The following is a 14,869-nucleotide window of genomic DNA, read 5'->3' on the forward strand; positions in this document are numbered from 1 at the left end:
AACCGTCTTCTCAACCCGGCTCAACGTCACCCGGTCCCTCCGTGTGTGACAGACCGCACGACCGTGCCTCCAGACAGGAGCAGACTTCCCCTACCAACCACAAGCCATGCCCTCAAGATGGACACCCTCATGTTCTCGATGGAGCTGATTTGGAGTGCGGCCGCGATATGGCCTTTATGGAGTAGACGGGATATACTCGTCAACTTTCGATCTCGAAAAAATTGAGGATACCGTGATTCACACCTTTCCGCAAATACACCGGCTGAGCATGCTCTTGTGCGTGATCGTCAGTCTCTCCGGATGTACTCCCAAAATCGAGCCGTTGAATTTTTCCGGATTTTTAACCGATTACACCAGCCTTCGTCCTTCGCCGGATGACAGCGGTGCGTGGAGTTATCGGAAGCCGGGGGTTAATTTCAAGGGATACGACCACATTATTCTCGATCCCCTGGTGATCTGGCCCAGCCAACATTCTGAGTATGGCGGTCTTGATGCCCTAACGGCCTGGAAACTGGCGCTGGGATTCCAGGACAGTATGAGCCGGGCGCTGGCAGGAGGGTATGTGATTGTGAAAGATCCCGGTCCGGGAGTCCTGCGGCTTCGAGCGGCCCTGACGGACGTGTTGTTGGAACGCCCGGTAGTGTCCACGCCGGATCATATCCTTCCGCTGGCCAATGATCTCCTGATCCAGGCTTCCGAAAAGATTTCCGGCATGAATGCCTTAGAGGGCGAGGCGGCCATTGAGGTCGAAATATTGGATACCCAGAGCCAGGAACGACTGGTGGCGTACGTGGAAAAGCGGATGAGCTCAGAGGTTCTCCTGACCCGCGATAAAGATTCTTTGGGACCGGTGCTGGAGATCTTTGACTATTGGGGCAAGAAACTTCGACAACGGTTAGACGAGGAACGCGGCCTACGGGAGTATCGGAAAGATATTCAGTAATCCGTGGTGGTGTGCTCAAGATAGCAGTGCATCCGCATCCGGAATTCGAACCGGCGACCATGCGTGCTTCACGCCATCCAGAATTCATAGGAATGGGTCTGGCCGTTTATTCCTGCATGACGATTGTCTGCTGACGCACTCTCCCATGACTCCCCGCTCCTGATCGAACGCAGCAAATTCCGAGTCTCTCTCCGTCCTCCCGTTCTCACGTTGGTCCGACACCGCGGGCGGGGGTTGAAAATTTCAGACGGAAATTTTAACCACGTGACGATGGAGATTGCCGGTTCACACGATCGTTCACGTCATCAATTGTCGTGACCTTGTCACCGATGCATTCCCGACGGACGGTGGCCTCAGGCCCCTCCTGGCCCAATATTCACCCCCTCGCCCCAGGTGACGGTCAATGCAAAAAAGTGGAGGGTGGTGTTCTTAAAATCACCGGATACCCGGCCGGCCAGTGGTCCACGATTTTGATCAACCGGCAGATCTCCCCCCCAGACAAGTTCATAGGAAAAACCCAGATTAAGGGCGGGTGTCTTTTGCCAAAGGGCTCCAAATCCGAACTTGTAGGTTTCGCCAACGGGGACGCTGAGGGTGCGATTTTTATCCTTCACCATGGAACTATCGTAGGCAAAACCCGTTGAGAGCACCCATGCGGAATTCATACGATATTGGGTCCCAAACGCCACATGCCAGGTATCCTGATAGTTCAGGTTGGTGACGACGCTCGTGGGATTCGCCGTATTCACGCCGACATCCACCTTCCCGAATTCAGACCAGTCCTGCCATCCTAAGTTACCCATGATCGCCCATTGCCTGGTGAGGTCGTGGTAGGCGCTGAACATCAGCGATTGGGGGACGGTGATGCCGACATCGAGTTTCTTGTTCAGTAGGCCGTTATTCTGCAGGGCGGTACCGATGGGTCCAAGATTCGTAAATTTCGGTTTATCGGAAAAATTCAAATCAATGGGCGATTGATACGTGAGGCCGAAGCGTGTCCCTCGTGTCGGGGTAAACATGACGCCGATATTGCCTCCCACCCCGACTGCCTGATCTTTGATTTGCATTTGCCCGTCGTTGGTACTCCCGAGATTGTTGATACCAACGGTTTGTTTGACCGCGCCAAGCATCACGTTGACGCCTCCACCGACAGACAGGTATTCATTCACCCGATAGCTTGCGGTGGGCATGAAGCTGACACCGGCCAGCAGCGCGTCTTTCACGTAATAGCGACCGACCCATTCCCCCGTGTATTTCAATCCAAGCCCGAAATTGGAAAAGATGCCAAAGCCCACTCTCCAATCATCTCCCAGGGGATGCACGTAAAATCCGCTGGCTCCGGGAATCACGTCGATGGGATTCCCGCCGCCGCCGCCGGACGGGGTGGATTTGCCGTCGGAGGTGAATCCAATATCTCCATATAACAGTTGGGCGCCACCCTGAAATTGCGCGCCCTCCAGGAGGGACATGCCGGCGGGATTTTTAAATAAGGTTGACGCGTCCTGCGCGCGCGCCGCCCATCCCGCTCCAGCGAGTCCCACATCCGGAGTCCCGATCTCGGTCAGAAAGAGTCCTCCGGCTTGAGCCCATGAAGGGAAAAGGAATGGTCCCACCAGGAGTAGACTCAGAATATGCCATCGGAATGTCACCGCAACCCACGCATTCATAATTCTTCCTTATGTGAAGGATGTCTTGCCGGAATGTCCAGGGCCATGCTTTAAGCATGGCCCTGAAATCGCTTATTCAAATTGGACGTCGAGAATTTTTCGAGCCGCATCCTGGCCGGACGGCAGGAAGGCGCACCCGAGATAGACCGTTTGATTGGCTTTCACAGGTATTTGGGAAGTCGTAATGACCTTCTCTCCTGTGATCTCGGCAACGGTCACCATGACCGTCGCCTCCGGATGTTTATTGACAACACCTTGTTCAATCTTGGAATGCGGACACTCCCCGTTAGGACGCTCGATCATTTCAGCATATGGTGTCGCATCCATATGCTGAAGATTTCCTCCACCACAGGACGCCAAGGTAAGGAGTACGCAACCGGACCACCAGGGCACAACTTTCATAGTCATCTCCTTGTCAGTGAATCACGCGATGATTTGACCGGATTTGGTTGGGAATGACTGGCCCTTACGCCTCCGGCTCCACACAATTTTCTCCACCTCGAAGCAGACATGCCCGCCAGCGTGTTTTTTCCGCCCAATACCGGTAGGCTTCCTCGACATCGTGCCACGAATTGGTGACTCCGCTCAGATTTTTCGTCCCTCCCCGGCGATCCACCGCAGCGGCCAGCAGGGTCTTATCCAAGGAATCCGTGACTTTCAACTCTACACTCGCCGAACCTGTAAAACCGGAAACGCCTGTCGCGACCCCTTTGACTCCGGTTAAGACTCTCAACTGAGGAACGATGCTTGAAACCGTATCTAACACGGGATTGGAGGATTCGGCTTCCGTAATGGCGGCCTGGAGACGCATGACATCCGGACCGGGTGTGGTCACGATTTCATAATCGTTTTTTAAGGCATCATGCAATTTGACCCAGAAGAGATCCGCCATCCGTTGACGATCTTCCGCGGACACGTCTTTCAATTGGGAATCCTTGCCGATCCAGAGGTTGACGGGATCAAGAATGATTTTCTCGTATTTCTTCCAATCGGCTTGAGGATTTTTATAGATCAAAAGGGTTTCGTCACTTTTCCCTTTTTTTAACATGGAATAGTCCCCAAGAAATCCTGATTGTTCCACGCTCCGGGTTTGCTGAGTGCTGGCACAACCCGATACACCTACCAACAGGATGAGCACTACATGTAAAGGTAAACGGATCATTACGCTTCTCCCTGGCTTAAGATTGATAAGATGCTCGTACAAGGCAGTTGTCTTTTTCGGGATTATAGCGATATCAGCATTCAAAACATACGAAGAACAACAGGTACGGTGAACGTGGTGCCCATACCATCACCTGAAAAACTCCGCATGCATCAGTACACTCGAACAGTGGTGGTTCAGGAAGCTACCAGGATTTAGGCCCATCATAGAGACAATCTTTCCAATCCCTTCCGGCGCAACATAATAGGCGCATCATCAAAGTAGGCATCAGTCAGGTCGGTGACCCGAAGCACGTTATTGGTAAATGGGCTGGTTTCCCCTGAGGAGATCACGTTTTTTTGGTTAATTGGTGCCTAACGGTCTCAGAATCGACCCGGGCCACACCCACCGGGGTTTTGACAGCCAGCCAGAATAGCGGCAGTGAGGATTACGAAAAACCATCGGCAGTTAGCATGCACACTCGCCATCGTCCATAGCCATTCTTTTCAGAAAATTGGGTAAAGACTGCCCCCGACTTATCTTGAACCAAGGATTTTCGTGGATTGGTTCACACATGACTATACTTGGATCACCGACTCGCCCCATCGATCCGAGAGAAGCGAGCCGGTTAGGTCGGCACCAAACCCACGAATCCAACCTATACGATCCCGCCGAGGGAAAAATCAGAAACCATGGCTGAATCCTCGACTAATCCATCAAGGGAATATTCGCAGCTAGGTCAAACTTGATCGCAGCCCGGATTTTATTTTCCATTTGGAGGTACCGCGCGACTTTATGAGCGGGCAGGACTTTGCTGAGTTTTTCGGCATACTCCCTCCGCATTTTGACTTCCGCCCCTTCGGTTTTGATTGATTCGTTGATGAGATCTTTGGCCACTTTATCCGGCACGGACCCTTTATTGTAGGCCTCCGCATATTCGTTGATGAGTCCGCCCAAATGTTGATTTAAATGTTCGAGTTCTTTTTGATACCCTTCATACAGGGGCCAGAAATCTTTTGATTCTTGGTCCGTCAAATCCATATTGCTGGCGATGAGCAGCTTCTTATCCGCTTTGACCTTATCGATCAGAATTTGCATATTGGTGATTTGTGCATTCTCTGCAAATGCTGGAGTCACGCACGTGATGGCTGCGGCAACGACAAACATGATGAACTGATTCATAGGAAAACTCCCCCTAAGTTGTAGGTAGATATGGAATGCGAAGGGAACGGTACGCCCTCAAATCTTCGCCTGAACGTGCGGCGTTGAGCCTAGCAAAGGCACTAATTAAAGTAAACGCTGAAGACAAGGCGATTCAACCTGACCTTCGATTCGGTTAAAACCGACAGGGCACAATGGCCGCAGCCCGAGAACCGGCTAGATTCCTCAATCCGAAGATCAGGGAGAGAGAAGATGGGAACGAATGCGCCTGGAAAAATCAGGAGCCTGATCGGCTTGTAATGCCACCTCATTGAGGTGTGAACGACGCTGCAATTCTTCAAAAGAAAAACCTGTGCCCAGTTTTCCCTGCTCATGCAGGTAGGCAGGCGTGTACCCGCTTAACAAAATCTTCCAGGAAAATGGCACATGGCCGGGATTCAAACGGGTGTGCATCCAAATGACATTCGTGCAGTTGGCGGTGAGCGTATTATAGAACGTTGGCCGCTCGCGCAGTTGGTTGATGGTGGTCAGGTAATCCAGAAATACCCGTCTGGCGTTTTCAGGTGATCCCGCCAATGGATACAGATACACGTCTTCGGGCGGATCTTTTCGATAATTCGTCCGGACCCTGATGAGATCCCGTTCGTCACCCACAATATAGATCAGCTCGTACTGTTTAAAAAAACCTTTGATTGACGAATAGCCTTCCGTGGCTTCCTTTCTGGCTTCGATGGAAATGGCCAAGTAATCATCACCGAACCCGAACGTGAGAAAAATATGCGCGATCTCCGGTCCCATCCAATAGGCAGCCACAAGGTCTGCGGAATCCAGTTTCTTAAGATCATACGGGCGATCGTAATAGACGGGGGTAAAGTCGGTTTCGGTATGGTAATCAAAGTTTCGAATGTTGTGGACCGTGATCAAATTTTTATCAAAGGTGGCATAGGGAAGTAACGCCACTTCCGGTTGCCACTGGCGATCATTGGAGGGTTCGATCATGCTCCACCACATCACAAGCACGACAAACAGGCTGAGATAGGACCCGGTGGCCAACCATCGAAATCGTGGTGTGCCATACCCCACCAACGACACCAGGCCGGCCCCTGCAAAGCCTGAAGCCAGGAACGTCCGGAGCGTGTCATGTTCCGGCCCGTCAAAATATAAGGCGAAGGTGCCCCAAGCTCCGGTGGCAACAATCAGGAACGCTCCCAGAAAAAGACCAACGTACTTTGTTATCCGGCGAAAGGAAATTTCCTGATTCATGTGCGTCAGAGTTGAGGTGTGTTGTTCTCCTGGTTCCTTGCGAACCGACCGTAAAAGACGCGTCACATTGGCGAATGCCACAGAAGACTCAGAAAAACAGACATCCGCGCAACATCCCGATCATCGATCCGGATATTTTTAAACGTATTCGAGTTTGGAAGTGGGAAATTCTTGCGCCGGCTTCGAGAGGGGTGCTGGTGCAATCGGCGGTATGTTTAAGCGGTGATGACAGATCTCCCCAATTTTCTTTAGTAGGTTCAGGGAGGAGTGCTGCCGCCGTCAAACTGCAGTATCACCGCAAGGGTACGTCATTTGTCGAAACCCATGGGGATGTCACCATCCCGTTTGATGAAAGGGAAAAAGTAGAACTTTAATTCGAACCGGCGGCCGAAGAGTATAAATTAATTTCGGAATTTACCAGGTGAACCGGAGAAATCCTCCGTTATAGTCAGCACCATTGACGGAGGGAGGAAGAACCAGCGGCAGCCGGTCACGATTCACGGGTATTTCTTTCGGAAGGCTTCCTTCGGGAATGACCGTTTCCAAAGCCTGAATACTGTGCATTTCGACACCAAATTGGATTCCCGGTAACATTCCTGGATCTTTGAGAGAAAAATTTGGACCGTGTTTCCACTTAAAATCGTATTTGGGAGGAGTCTCCTGAAGAAGCGGGACATCGAACAATTGTTTTTCCGTTTGGTGGCTTTCGGGTAATCTAGCGGTGCTCTTTTCCGTGAGATCAGGCATGGGACCGAATTCCTTTCCGCCCACAACATTCTTCGCGACTAACATCGCTGCTGCATTCGAAGAAATTCCCAAGCACGACCACGATAGCAACAAAAGAATAAGTGCCGGTAGGATTGTATTTGAAATGTGAGTTCTGGCTACTGGATTCATCATGCCACTCCTTCCTTTTATTCTACCCCTTCACCATCTTGTCTTCCAAGGGGAGCCCTCTTTTGTCCAAAAACGTGAGAGCCAGGCCTTCGGTGTCTGAGTAATAGGTTTCAATCACCGGGGTCCACAAGTTCGCGTTCAATTTCCTTGATTGCCACCCTCCAAGCCTCCTCCACGGGGGGACACCAGGCATCCTCCACACATTCCGCAACGGCGTTCAAAAAGGTCTCTGCCAGTCTGTTAAACCGCCTTCTTTCTATAGCTGGCGTGAGCTCCACAACCGGAAAATTCCAATATTCCTCCAATACCGTTCGAAGATCCGGGCCTGTCCGGTAGGCGGAAACAATTGCAGCAAAACCTTTTAGAAAGGCCTTGTGGAATTCCTGAAATCCTGTAGTCAGCAGAGGCTTCCTGAGGACCGGATGTTCCTCCAAGAGGCGGTCATACAATTTCCTGGAAAATGGAGATGTGTCTTCACTTAACCAAACAAGGCCTTTTTCGATGGATATAAGTTGGGTCTCAGTGAGGGCATTACAATATTTGGTTTGATAATTTTGAGTCATGGTTTCGTCCAAATTTGCTCATGAGTCAATTTTTGACTTTTAGTCATTATATTCCAAAAAAATAGTCCCGATTAGGCGATGGCTGCTTGATGAACCTCTTGTGGAAAAATTTCCTTCAAGATGCGGTTCCTGGTTTCTTCCCAATCCAGCTCGTGAAAAAACGGATGCCAGCCGAACCCATCCAATAAGGCATGGATGTTTTCCCACACCGCCTTTCTCGGATCTGAAATTCCTAGGGCTTCTAAGTTCACTTCGGAGAACATCAGCACAAAGGCCCCATAGGCACCGGTCCACAAGCCAAAGGTGACCTCCTCAATGGTCACCCCCTTCCGAAGTTGCACGTGGCCTTCCTGGACCGCGTCCCGTAAAACTCCGGAGACAATCCCGATATTATCCTGCTCGGCCTTTTCCAGGTTTTTTTGGAAAACCAGAGAAGCCTTTCCTCTAATGGATTCATTCTGGAGCAATAATTTTGATTTAAAATGATCAGGATTAAGCTGAATAAACAAATCGTATCCCAAAGCCATCGCAGCCACTCGTTCCCGTGGAGTGCCCTGAAACTGAGAACCCCTCAGGAGAAACGTGCCGCATTTTTGCGCGGATTGAATGAGCATCGCGACCAGAATTTCTTCTTTACAGGAAAAATGCTGATAAATTGTTCCCTTTGAATATTCAGTAATTTCCGCAATCCGATCCATATTGAGTTCGATATAGCCAACTTCCAACAACAGATTTCTGGCGGTGTCGATGATCAGCGTTTCCCGCTGTGCATACTCTCGTTTTTTTCTTTCTGATGTAGCCATTGAGACTTTTTAGCACAATAAATGACTTTACGTCAAATTTTGACATTTTGCACGCAAACATAATGTTTTCAAAAAACCCACCATTAATAAACCATTAATAATACATGGAGTGAATAATGCTTGATGAGTAACCAGTCACTGCAACACTCACTTGTGAGTTTCCTCTGATGTCTGAAACGCCAAGATTGGCGTGGCCGGTGATTCGGTTGTCACGTCACATCATATAACTCCTCTTGTAAATTCCAACCCGGATCCGTTCTTCCGGGCAAATACAGACGGACTACACGATTGGTTTTTTCATTCGTCCCTCGTTACCGCGAGAAGCCTCAACCGGGACGGCCCATCGGTACTCGCACCCTTGGCGCGTCCCCCGCACGATGCAAATGAATGTATAGTGCACCGCCCTCAGGCACCAAACCTTAATGAAGGGTTCGCCATTTTCGTTCGAGGTGGATGTTTAACTGCCCCAATTCTTTTTGATAGCCTTCTCACCCAGGGGCCAACCCCTTAGACTTCTGATTCGTCAAATCTATATCTACCCGGCGATTAAGAGCTTCTGATTCCTTTTCACTTTTTCGATCAGGATTTGCATAGTGTTGGATTCATCCTCAGCCAGGCTTGACGTCACCATTGCAACAAAAGGTCCGCTTGTTGATGGAAAATGATTACAAGTCAGGAATTTCAAACCAAAATTTTAGCACCTTCGATTCGACCCATAACTTGAAAAAGGAAAATGAGCAAAAGGAGGAAAATGTATGAACGTGAGAAAAAGAAAACAACGGGTGACGACGTGTATGTGTCAGGTATTGGCACTGGTGATCGGCCTGTGCTCGGCTGGCCTCATGTTGGGAGGATCTGCCTTCGGACAGCCCACATTGAAGGAAATTGTGGCAGGAAAGGAACCCTCGCCAAATGAGGAACCGGTAAAAGACAAGAGCGAAGATACGGAAGATTCGAAACTCCCAATTCCTGATGATCCATTCGGTCGTGGGACTCCTCGTGGCACCGTGGAAGGCTTTCTAGCCGCCGGCAAAGAGGGTCAGTACGAACGCGCCGCGGAATACCTGGATTTTCGGTATCTGCCAGGAGGGATTTCCCAAATCCGGCAGCCATATCTCGCCAGGCAATTCCAAGTTGTACTGGATCGGGCTCTTTGGATCGATCCTACCGATTTGAGCATCGATCCGACCGGGCAGCAAGAAGACGGCTTACCCTCCTATCGAGACTCAGTGGGACACATCGAGGTGGGAGGACAAACCATCGATATTCTTCTCCAACGGATACCCCGTGAAGACGGAGTATTTATCTGGAAATTTTCCAATGCGACCGTCGCTCAAATACCCGGGTTGTACCGAGAATTCGGGTACGGTTACTTAGAAAATTTCTTTCCGGACGCCTTTTTTGATCTAAAAATACTCGGGATAGAAATCTGGCTGTGGGTCGGCCTGGGGACCATCGTCATCGTGGCGTATGGAGTGGCTTATGCCGTCACTTCTTTGATTGCCCTTGTTGTTCGTTCTCGCCCATCTGCTTCCCGTGATCAAATTTCACGCCTGTTAGTAGGTCCCGGACGATTTCTTCTATTTCTCCTGATAGGGAGAGTCATGATTGGATATATTAATCCTCCCATATGGTTTCAAGCCGTTCTTCAGGCACGAACGGTGATGACCATTGCCCTCGTCTGGACGATATTTTGTATGGTGGATTTTATGCTGGACCGGTTAACCCAGCGATTTGAACGGCAGGGTAAAAGTTCTGCTGTGGTCATTTTATCCCCGTTGGGAACAGGTCTCAAAACGCTTTTTGTCATTATCGCCCTATTAGCCTGGCTCGATAATATGGGGTTTGAAGTGACCACCATTCTCGCAGGACTCGGCATCGGAGGGTTGGCGGTGGCCTTGGCCCTGCAAAAACCCATTGAAAACCTGATTTCGGCCATCACCTTATACGCCTCGCAACCGGTAACCGTGGGAGACTTTTGCCGGTTCGGCGATCACACCGGGACGGTTGAAGAGATCGGGTTACGTGCGACGAAGGTTCGAACCCTCGACAATACGATCATCACTGTTCCTAACGTCGACTTCGCACAAACACAACTGGAAAACTATTCGAAGCGAAAAAAGATTTGGTATCATCCGCAAGTTCGATTGCGACATGAAACCACTCCGGACCAGATACGTTTCATTCTCGTTGAAATTCGAAAGCTTTTGTACGCCCACCCCAAAGTCCTTTCCGACCCCGCCAGAATTCGTTTCCAGGAATTTGGCGCATTTTCCTTTAACCTTGAAATCTTTGCCTATGTCGACGTCACGGATTATGGAGAGTTTCTCGAGGTGGCTGAAGATCTGAACCTGCGCATCATGGACATTGTGCAGAAAGCGGGTGCAAGTTTCGCACTGCCTTCACAAACGCTTCACATGGAAAAGGGAAGAAGCCCGGACACCCATCTAGGGGAGGTAGCCGAAGCTCAAGTCCAGGAATGGCGGGAACAGCAGGCGCTGTATCTTCCGAATTTCCCGTTGGACAAGATCGCCGAACTCCGAGGGACGTTAGAATATCCTCCCCCGGGTTCACCGGTTTCAGCTACCTCTTCTTAGGGTAGAATGAGGAATAGGGTCCGTGTAGTAAAAGTTTTAGCAAAAGGAATCAACGGAAGTTTCGTGCCACGTAAGAGCACTCCCCGCTTGAACCGACAGACGCAGTATGGCATCTTTCCGGACTTTAACCACTCAAGGGGATAGGAAATTCGTCCTGAACGGTAAATCTGGTGAAGTTATCGATGTTACGATTGTTAAAAAAAGAAGGAAACCCCATGCATGCAGGCTATAAAAATACTGAAAATCAAAGAGTTTGTCAGCATTCTTCTTCTCTTGGCGGTGACGGGCTGCATTTCCAAAGTATATATCGATTACGATAAAGGCGCAGATTTCACGCAGTACCAGACCTATGCGTGGAAAAAAGGAACACCGACTACAAACCCACTGATGGATCGCCGAATCATCACAGCTATCGATAAACAACTGATGGGAAAAGGATTCCAAAAAGTGGACACCAATCCGGACATGATTGTCTCTTATCACGCGGCCACGACGAAGGAGGTGAGCTATACCACATCTTCAATGGGGTACGGCTATGGTCCTGCCGGGGGAACGACCTATGGTCGGTATGGTGGAGGACTCGGAATGTGGGGAGTGGGTCTTTCATCCGGAACCGCAACCCCGGTCACGGTAGTCAAAGGCACGCTGGTCGTGGACATTTTCGATGCTGAGAGGAAATCATTGCTTTGGCGAGGCACCGCGAATGATACGGTTCATGCCGACCCCGAAAAAGTGGAAGACCAGATTCATACCGCCATTACCGATATGTTCGACAAGTTCCCTCCGCCAGCCAAGTGATAGAGCATCCAACGTGAATCACCTCAGAATGGAATGACGTCGAAAAATCATTTCCATACTGGGCAAATAGGCTCCGCTAGCGCTCAGTCTCGCTGACTGCTTAATGTTGCATCGCTGATTTCATGGCCTCCTTTTCCAAAATCAGGCGATACGCGATAAAGTATTTGTAAATATTACTCACGTATTGCACGGTCTCGCGACCAATGTGCTTCGCAGCCACTATCTCCACATTTTTAAACCACTTATTCGCGTCCAAGCCCATCGACGGCGCCTTAGCCCGGAGTTTCGCGATCCTGGCAGGGCCCGCATTATAGGAAGCTATCGCAAAGAGCCACTGGTTTAACAAGCTTATATTCGGATCCCTAAAATACCGGTCATGCAGGAAATGCAAGTATTTGACTCCGGCATGAATATTGGGTTCAAGCTTAGTAATATTGGGAATATTCACGTTTGGATCCCGAGCGGTACTCGGCAAGAGCTGCATCACACCGATTGCACCGGCAGAACTTCTTTTCCGTTGGTCCAACGTGGACTCCTGGTAGCCAAGGGCCATAGCGAGCACCCAATTAAAACCATATGGCTTGGCGGTTTTTTCAAACACGTGCATGAGACTTTGAAATTTCTTGCGTTCCTCCTTTGCCAGGGCACGTTTGACGTACGTGGTATTTTTCAAATACCGGGTGAATAACATATTTCCGACTAAGGTGCCCTTCTTATTGTTCCTGACAAACCGGTTGACCACCTTTTTCAGCTTTGGACTGTTTTTGCGAAAGGCCCAAGCAATCTCCCCGCCTGTATGAATGGCAATGTCGGGATGCAGACGGATATTTTTAAAAATTTTTGCCCAAAATTCCGCCTTTGGGCTATCCATGACGAGCATCGGCAGTAAACCCGCGTTCACCATTTCGAGAAGATCTTCGTCTTCAAGGTTCTCCTCCTCAGGGATGAGTGTAATCTCAGGTTTCCCGGCACTGAGAAATGAGGCATTCAAGCGAACAAGATGTTCATAAAAACTACTGGACTTCCGCACATGGATGGCCTTGCCGGCCAGATCGTCGAGACTGGAGAGAGGGGGGCTACTAGGCCCGGTGACAATGATCTCACGTACATTGGTGAGAACCGGTTGGGAAAAATCAATGAGTGCCTTCCGTTCGGGTGTAATGGTGAGGCCACCGGCGGCAATATCACCAAACCCATTAATCAAATCCGGAATGAGTTCATCACGGTTCACAGGAATGAAGACCAACTGAACCTGCACGATCTTCCGCTTCAAATCTTCGTTAATCTGTTTTGCAAAAATTTTCATCAGATCGTATGTGAGCCCACGCTGTCTACCGCCGTCCAGAAAGTAAAAGGTTTTGCTAAAGGGGACAAGCACTCGAATTTGGTTACGGTTGACCATCCCGTCCCAATCACCTGTCCACGGCTTCAGTGCTTGCTGGAACTGCGGGCCGAATTGCTCATCCTCGGGTTTCTGAGAAGCGCCTGATTCAGAGCCAAGGATGAGAAACAGGACAGAGGTCAACAGCACAAGACAAGAGAGGCACCTGGTCTTTTGTCGCATTGCAATCATCATGGTCATATAGGGTAAGCCTATCATGGGCAATTTCCTATATGCCATTCTGAATAGGTTCGATAGATGACATCCAAGACATTATTGAGTCGATATTAAGAAAAAACCTCCGAAAGCCCTTGGTTCTTACATCTTTGTGAATATATTTCCCGCAATGCTTAATGAATAGCTCATTCGTTGAATGCTCACAGGAAGCCTCCCATTCATAATTCCCGTGGTATCGATTTTTTTCTTCCCCCTTATTCCATCATGTTTTCCGGTCTTCCTTTTATACGCAAGGTAAGCAAATCGGGAAAATGGAGACTCCTCCGTTCGTATTGAGATGCTTGATGAGAGATATTTTTTCGCACCAGTCCTGCTAAACTACACAAAAAATCATTTGCCTCTCCATTGATGTTTATTTCGACTAATCCTCAACCGAGGGTTAGTTGCGCAAAAAAAATGTTGTTGGCATTTCACAAAATAATATTCCAAGGCTGTGTCCTTGCAGCGGTTATCCTGGTAGTTCTCGGAACTCAACCGGCCCAGGCCGAGGATATTAAAAAACTTGCAGAAGAAGTGCAGAACCCGGTGTCCGATCTTGTGCGATTGGGGTTTTTGAATGGGACATTTTTCGGGGCTGGGCTCAATAACCATCTTTCAAATGTCTTCAATCTGCAGCTCGATACCGCCAGAAAATGGGGGGATTGGGCGCTCCTCAACCGGCTCACAATTCCCCTCCCCTATTTTCCAGCCACGGCCTTTGAAGATAAAACAGGAAGTCTCACCGGGCTGGGGGACATTCAGTATACGGGATTTCTGGCCCGTGATGAATCCAAGCGACGGTTCAAATTGATTGGTGGACTGGGCCCAACCTTTATCCTTGACACCGCCACGAACGATCGTTTGGGCACTGGCAAATGGAGCGTCGGCCCTACACTCGCAATCGTGAGCATACCGGATCCGTGGGTGATAGGGGCCGTCATCGGTAATATCTGGTCGTTTGCAGGTGATAATCAACGCCTCAAGGTAAATCTACTTTCAATCCAACCCTTTCTCAACTACAACTTTCCCAATGGCTGGTATCTGACCTCTACTCCGATAATCACCGCAAATTGGGAGGCTGAGGACAGAAGGAACAGATGGACGGTACCCATTGGAGGCGGATTCGGGAAAGTGGTGTTCCGCGGAGAAAAACGTCCGGTCAACATCAAACTCCAGGGATTTTATTTTTTGGAAAAACGGGATCTGGCACCTGACTGGACCCTCCAACTCCAGTTTCAAATCCTGTTTCCAGATAAATCCGCCTAAACAGGGGCCGCCTTATGTACATCTCCCTCTCTCATCAACCCGCTCTTTTAGAACTTGGTTGAAATTTGAGCCAGGGCCCTTTCTGTGTGGGTTGGAGGAATGGAATTAATTGGGAGGAGTTGATGTGTGGAAAAAAAAATTGCATGCTGCTGGCAAATATGACATTCCGAATC

General features: G+C 49.6%; 14 protein-coding genes. 5 read left to right on the forward strand and 9 right to left on the reverse strand.

From position 1 onward, the window contains the following. Positions 1 to 154 precede the first annotated feature (154 nt). Positions 155 to 943, forward strand: a complete 789-nt coding sequence (locus tag PQG83_RS07365) for a DUF3313 domain-containing protein (protein WP_312748254.1) — start codon at positions 155 to 157, stop codon at positions 941 to 943. Between the two features lie 353 nt (positions 944 to 1,296). Here PQG83_RS07365 and PQG83_RS07370 read toward each other — a convergent pair whose 3' ends face one another. The 5 genes from PQG83_RS07370 to PQG83_RS07390 all read right to left on the reverse strand — a co-directional run bounded on the left by PQG83_RS07370 (position 1,297) and on the right by PQG83_RS07390 (position 6,256). Beyond that, positions 1,297 to 2,610 (reverse strand): OmpP1/FadL family transporter, encoded by a 1,314-nt coding sequence (locus tag PQG83_RS07370; protein WP_312748255.1) that lies wholly within the window; start codon positions 2,608 to 2,610, stop codon positions 1,297 to 1,299. A gap of 72 nt (positions 2,611 to 2,682) precedes the next feature. Next, positions 2,683 to 3,012, reverse strand: coding sequence for a hypothetical protein (locus PQG83_RS07375; RefSeq protein WP_312748256.1), 330 nt, complete (start codon positions 3,010 to 3,012; stop codon positions 2,683 to 2,685). Between the two features lie 64 nt (positions 3,013 to 3,076). Next, positions 3,077 to 3,772, reverse strand: coding sequence for a DUF3313 domain-containing protein (locus tag PQG83_RS07380; RefSeq protein WP_312748257.1), 696 nt, complete (start codon positions 3,770 to 3,772; stop codon positions 3,077 to 3,079). 687 nt (positions 3,773 to 4,459) lie between these two features. After that, the gene (locus tag PQG83_RS07385) at positions 4,460 to 4,933 is read right to left on the reverse strand and encodes a hypothetical protein (RefSeq protein WP_312748258.1); all 474 of its coding nucleotides are present in this window, start codon (positions 4,931 to 4,933) and stop codon (positions 4,460 to 4,462) included. Between the two features lie 216 nt (positions 4,934 to 5,149). Beyond that, complete coding sequence (locus tag PQG83_RS07390; RefSeq protein ID WP_312748259.1) at positions 5,150 to 6,256, reverse strand: Lnb N-terminal periplasmic domain-containing protein; 1,107 nt, start codon at positions 6,254 to 6,256, stop codon at positions 5,150 to 5,152. On the opposite strand from PQG83_RS07390, the gene PQG83_RS07395 reads away from it, so the two are divergent. Further along, the gene (locus tag PQG83_RS07395) at positions 6,250 to 6,549 is read left to right on the forward strand and encodes a hypothetical protein (RefSeq protein WP_312748260.1); all 300 of its coding nucleotides are present in this window, start codon (positions 6,250 to 6,252) and stop codon (positions 6,547 to 6,549) included. The genes PQG83_RS07390 and PQG83_RS07395 overlap by 7 nt on opposite strands. A gap of 40 nt (positions 6,550 to 6,589) precedes the next feature. Here the strand turns inward: PQG83_RS07395 and PQG83_RS07400 are convergent, their stop codons facing one another. From PQG83_RS07400 to PQG83_RS07410, 3 genes are all read right to left on the reverse strand, one after another. Continuing rightward, complete coding sequence (locus PQG83_RS07400; protein WP_312748261.1) at positions 6,590 to 7,075, reverse strand: hypothetical protein; 486 nt, start codon at positions 7,073 to 7,075, stop codon at positions 6,590 to 6,592. Between the two features lie 107 nt (positions 7,076 to 7,182). Continuing rightward, on the reverse strand, positions 7,183 to 7,635 hold the full coding sequence (locus PQG83_RS07405; protein WP_312748262.1) for a globin: 453 nt from the start codon (positions 7,633 to 7,635) through the stop codon (positions 7,183 to 7,185). Between the two features lie 71 nt (positions 7,636 to 7,706). Then, complete coding sequence (locus tag PQG83_RS07410; RefSeq protein ID WP_312748263.1) at positions 7,707 to 8,438, reverse strand: TetR/AcrR family transcriptional regulator; 732 nt, start codon at positions 8,436 to 8,438, stop codon at positions 7,707 to 7,709. A 755-nt stretch (positions 8,439 to 9,193) separates the two neighbouring features. Here PQG83_RS07410 and PQG83_RS07415 point away from each other — a divergent pair. Together PQG83_RS07415 and PQG83_RS07420 are read left to right on the forward strand one after the other, a co-directional pair. Beyond that, positions 9,194 to 11,035 carry a mechanosensitive ion channel family protein gene (locus tag PQG83_RS07415; RefSeq protein WP_312748264.1) on the forward strand — a complete coding sequence of 614 codons (1,842 nt, stop codon included), beginning with the start codon at positions 9,194 to 9,196 and terminating at the stop codon, positions 11,033 to 11,035. Between the two features lie 219 nt (positions 11,036 to 11,254). Next, positions 11,255 to 11,833 (forward strand): DUF4136 domain-containing protein, encoded by a 579-nt coding sequence (locus PQG83_RS07420; protein WP_312748265.1) that lies wholly within the window; start codon positions 11,255 to 11,257, stop codon positions 11,831 to 11,833. A gap of 100 nt (positions 11,834 to 11,933) precedes the next feature. On the opposite strand, the gene PQG83_RS07425 is transcribed toward PQG83_RS07420, so the two are convergent. Continuing rightward, positions 11,934 to 13,433, reverse strand: coding sequence for an MltF family protein (locus PQG83_RS07425; RefSeq protein WP_312748266.1), 1,500 nt, complete (start codon positions 13,431 to 13,433; stop codon positions 11,934 to 11,936). 420 nt (positions 13,434 to 13,853) lie between these two features. Here PQG83_RS07425 and PQG83_RS07430 point away from each other — a divergent pair, with 420 nt between their 5' ends. Continuing rightward, on the forward strand, positions 13,854 to 14,696 hold the full coding sequence (locus PQG83_RS07430; RefSeq protein WP_312748267.1) for a transporter family protein: 843 nt from the start codon (positions 13,854 to 13,856) through the stop codon (positions 14,694 to 14,696). Positions 14,697 to 14,869: the final 173 nt, after the last annotated feature.

It is taken from the genome of Candidatus Nitrospira neomarina (assembly GCF_032051675.1).
GTDB classification, from domain to species: Bacteria; Nitrospirota; Nitrospiria; order Nitrospirales; family UBA8639; genus Nitrospira_E; species Nitrospira_E neomarina.

Coding starts and splice junctions, on each gene's coding strand:
- PQG83_RS07370 (WP_312748255.1), bottom strand. CDS start 2,610: ATGAATGCGTGGGTTGCGGTGACATTCCGATGGCATATTCTGAGTCTA.
- PQG83_RS07375 (WP_312748256.1), bottom strand. CDS start 3,012: ATGAAAGTTGTGCCCTGGTGGTCCGGTTGCGTACTCCTTACCTTGGCG.
- PQG83_RS07380 (WP_312748257.1), bottom strand. CDS start 3,772: ATGATCCGTTTACCTTTACATGTAGTGCTCATCCTGTTGGTAGGTGTA.
- PQG83_RS07385 (WP_312748258.1), bottom strand. CDS start 4,933: ATGAATCAGTTCATCATGTTTGTCGTTGCCGCAGCCATCACGTGCGTG.
- PQG83_RS07395 (WP_312748260.1), top strand. CDS start 6,250: ATGCCACAGAAGACTCAGAAAAACAGACATCCGCGCAACATCCCGATC.
- PQG83_RS07400 (WP_312748261.1), bottom strand. CDS start 7,075: ATGATGAATCCAGTAGCCAGAACTCACATTTCAAATACAATCCTACCG.
- PQG83_RS07405 (WP_312748262.1), bottom strand. CDS start 7,635: ATGACTCAAAATTATCAAACCAAATATTGTAATGCCCTCACTGAGACC.
- PQG83_RS07410 (WP_312748263.1), bottom strand. CDS start 8,438: ATGGCTACATCAGAAAGAAAAAAACGAGAGTATGCACAGCGGGAAACG.
- PQG83_RS07415 (WP_312748264.1), top strand. CDS start 9,194: ATGAACGTGAGAAAAAGAAAACAACGGGTGACGACGTGTATGTGTCAG.
- PQG83_RS07420 (WP_312748265.1), top strand. CDS start 11,255: ATGCAGGCTATAAAAATACTGAAAATCAAAGAGTTTGTCAGCATTCTT.
- PQG83_RS07425 (WP_312748266.1), bottom strand. CDS start 13,433: ATGATAGGCTTACCCTATATGACCATGATGATTGCAATGCGACAAAAG.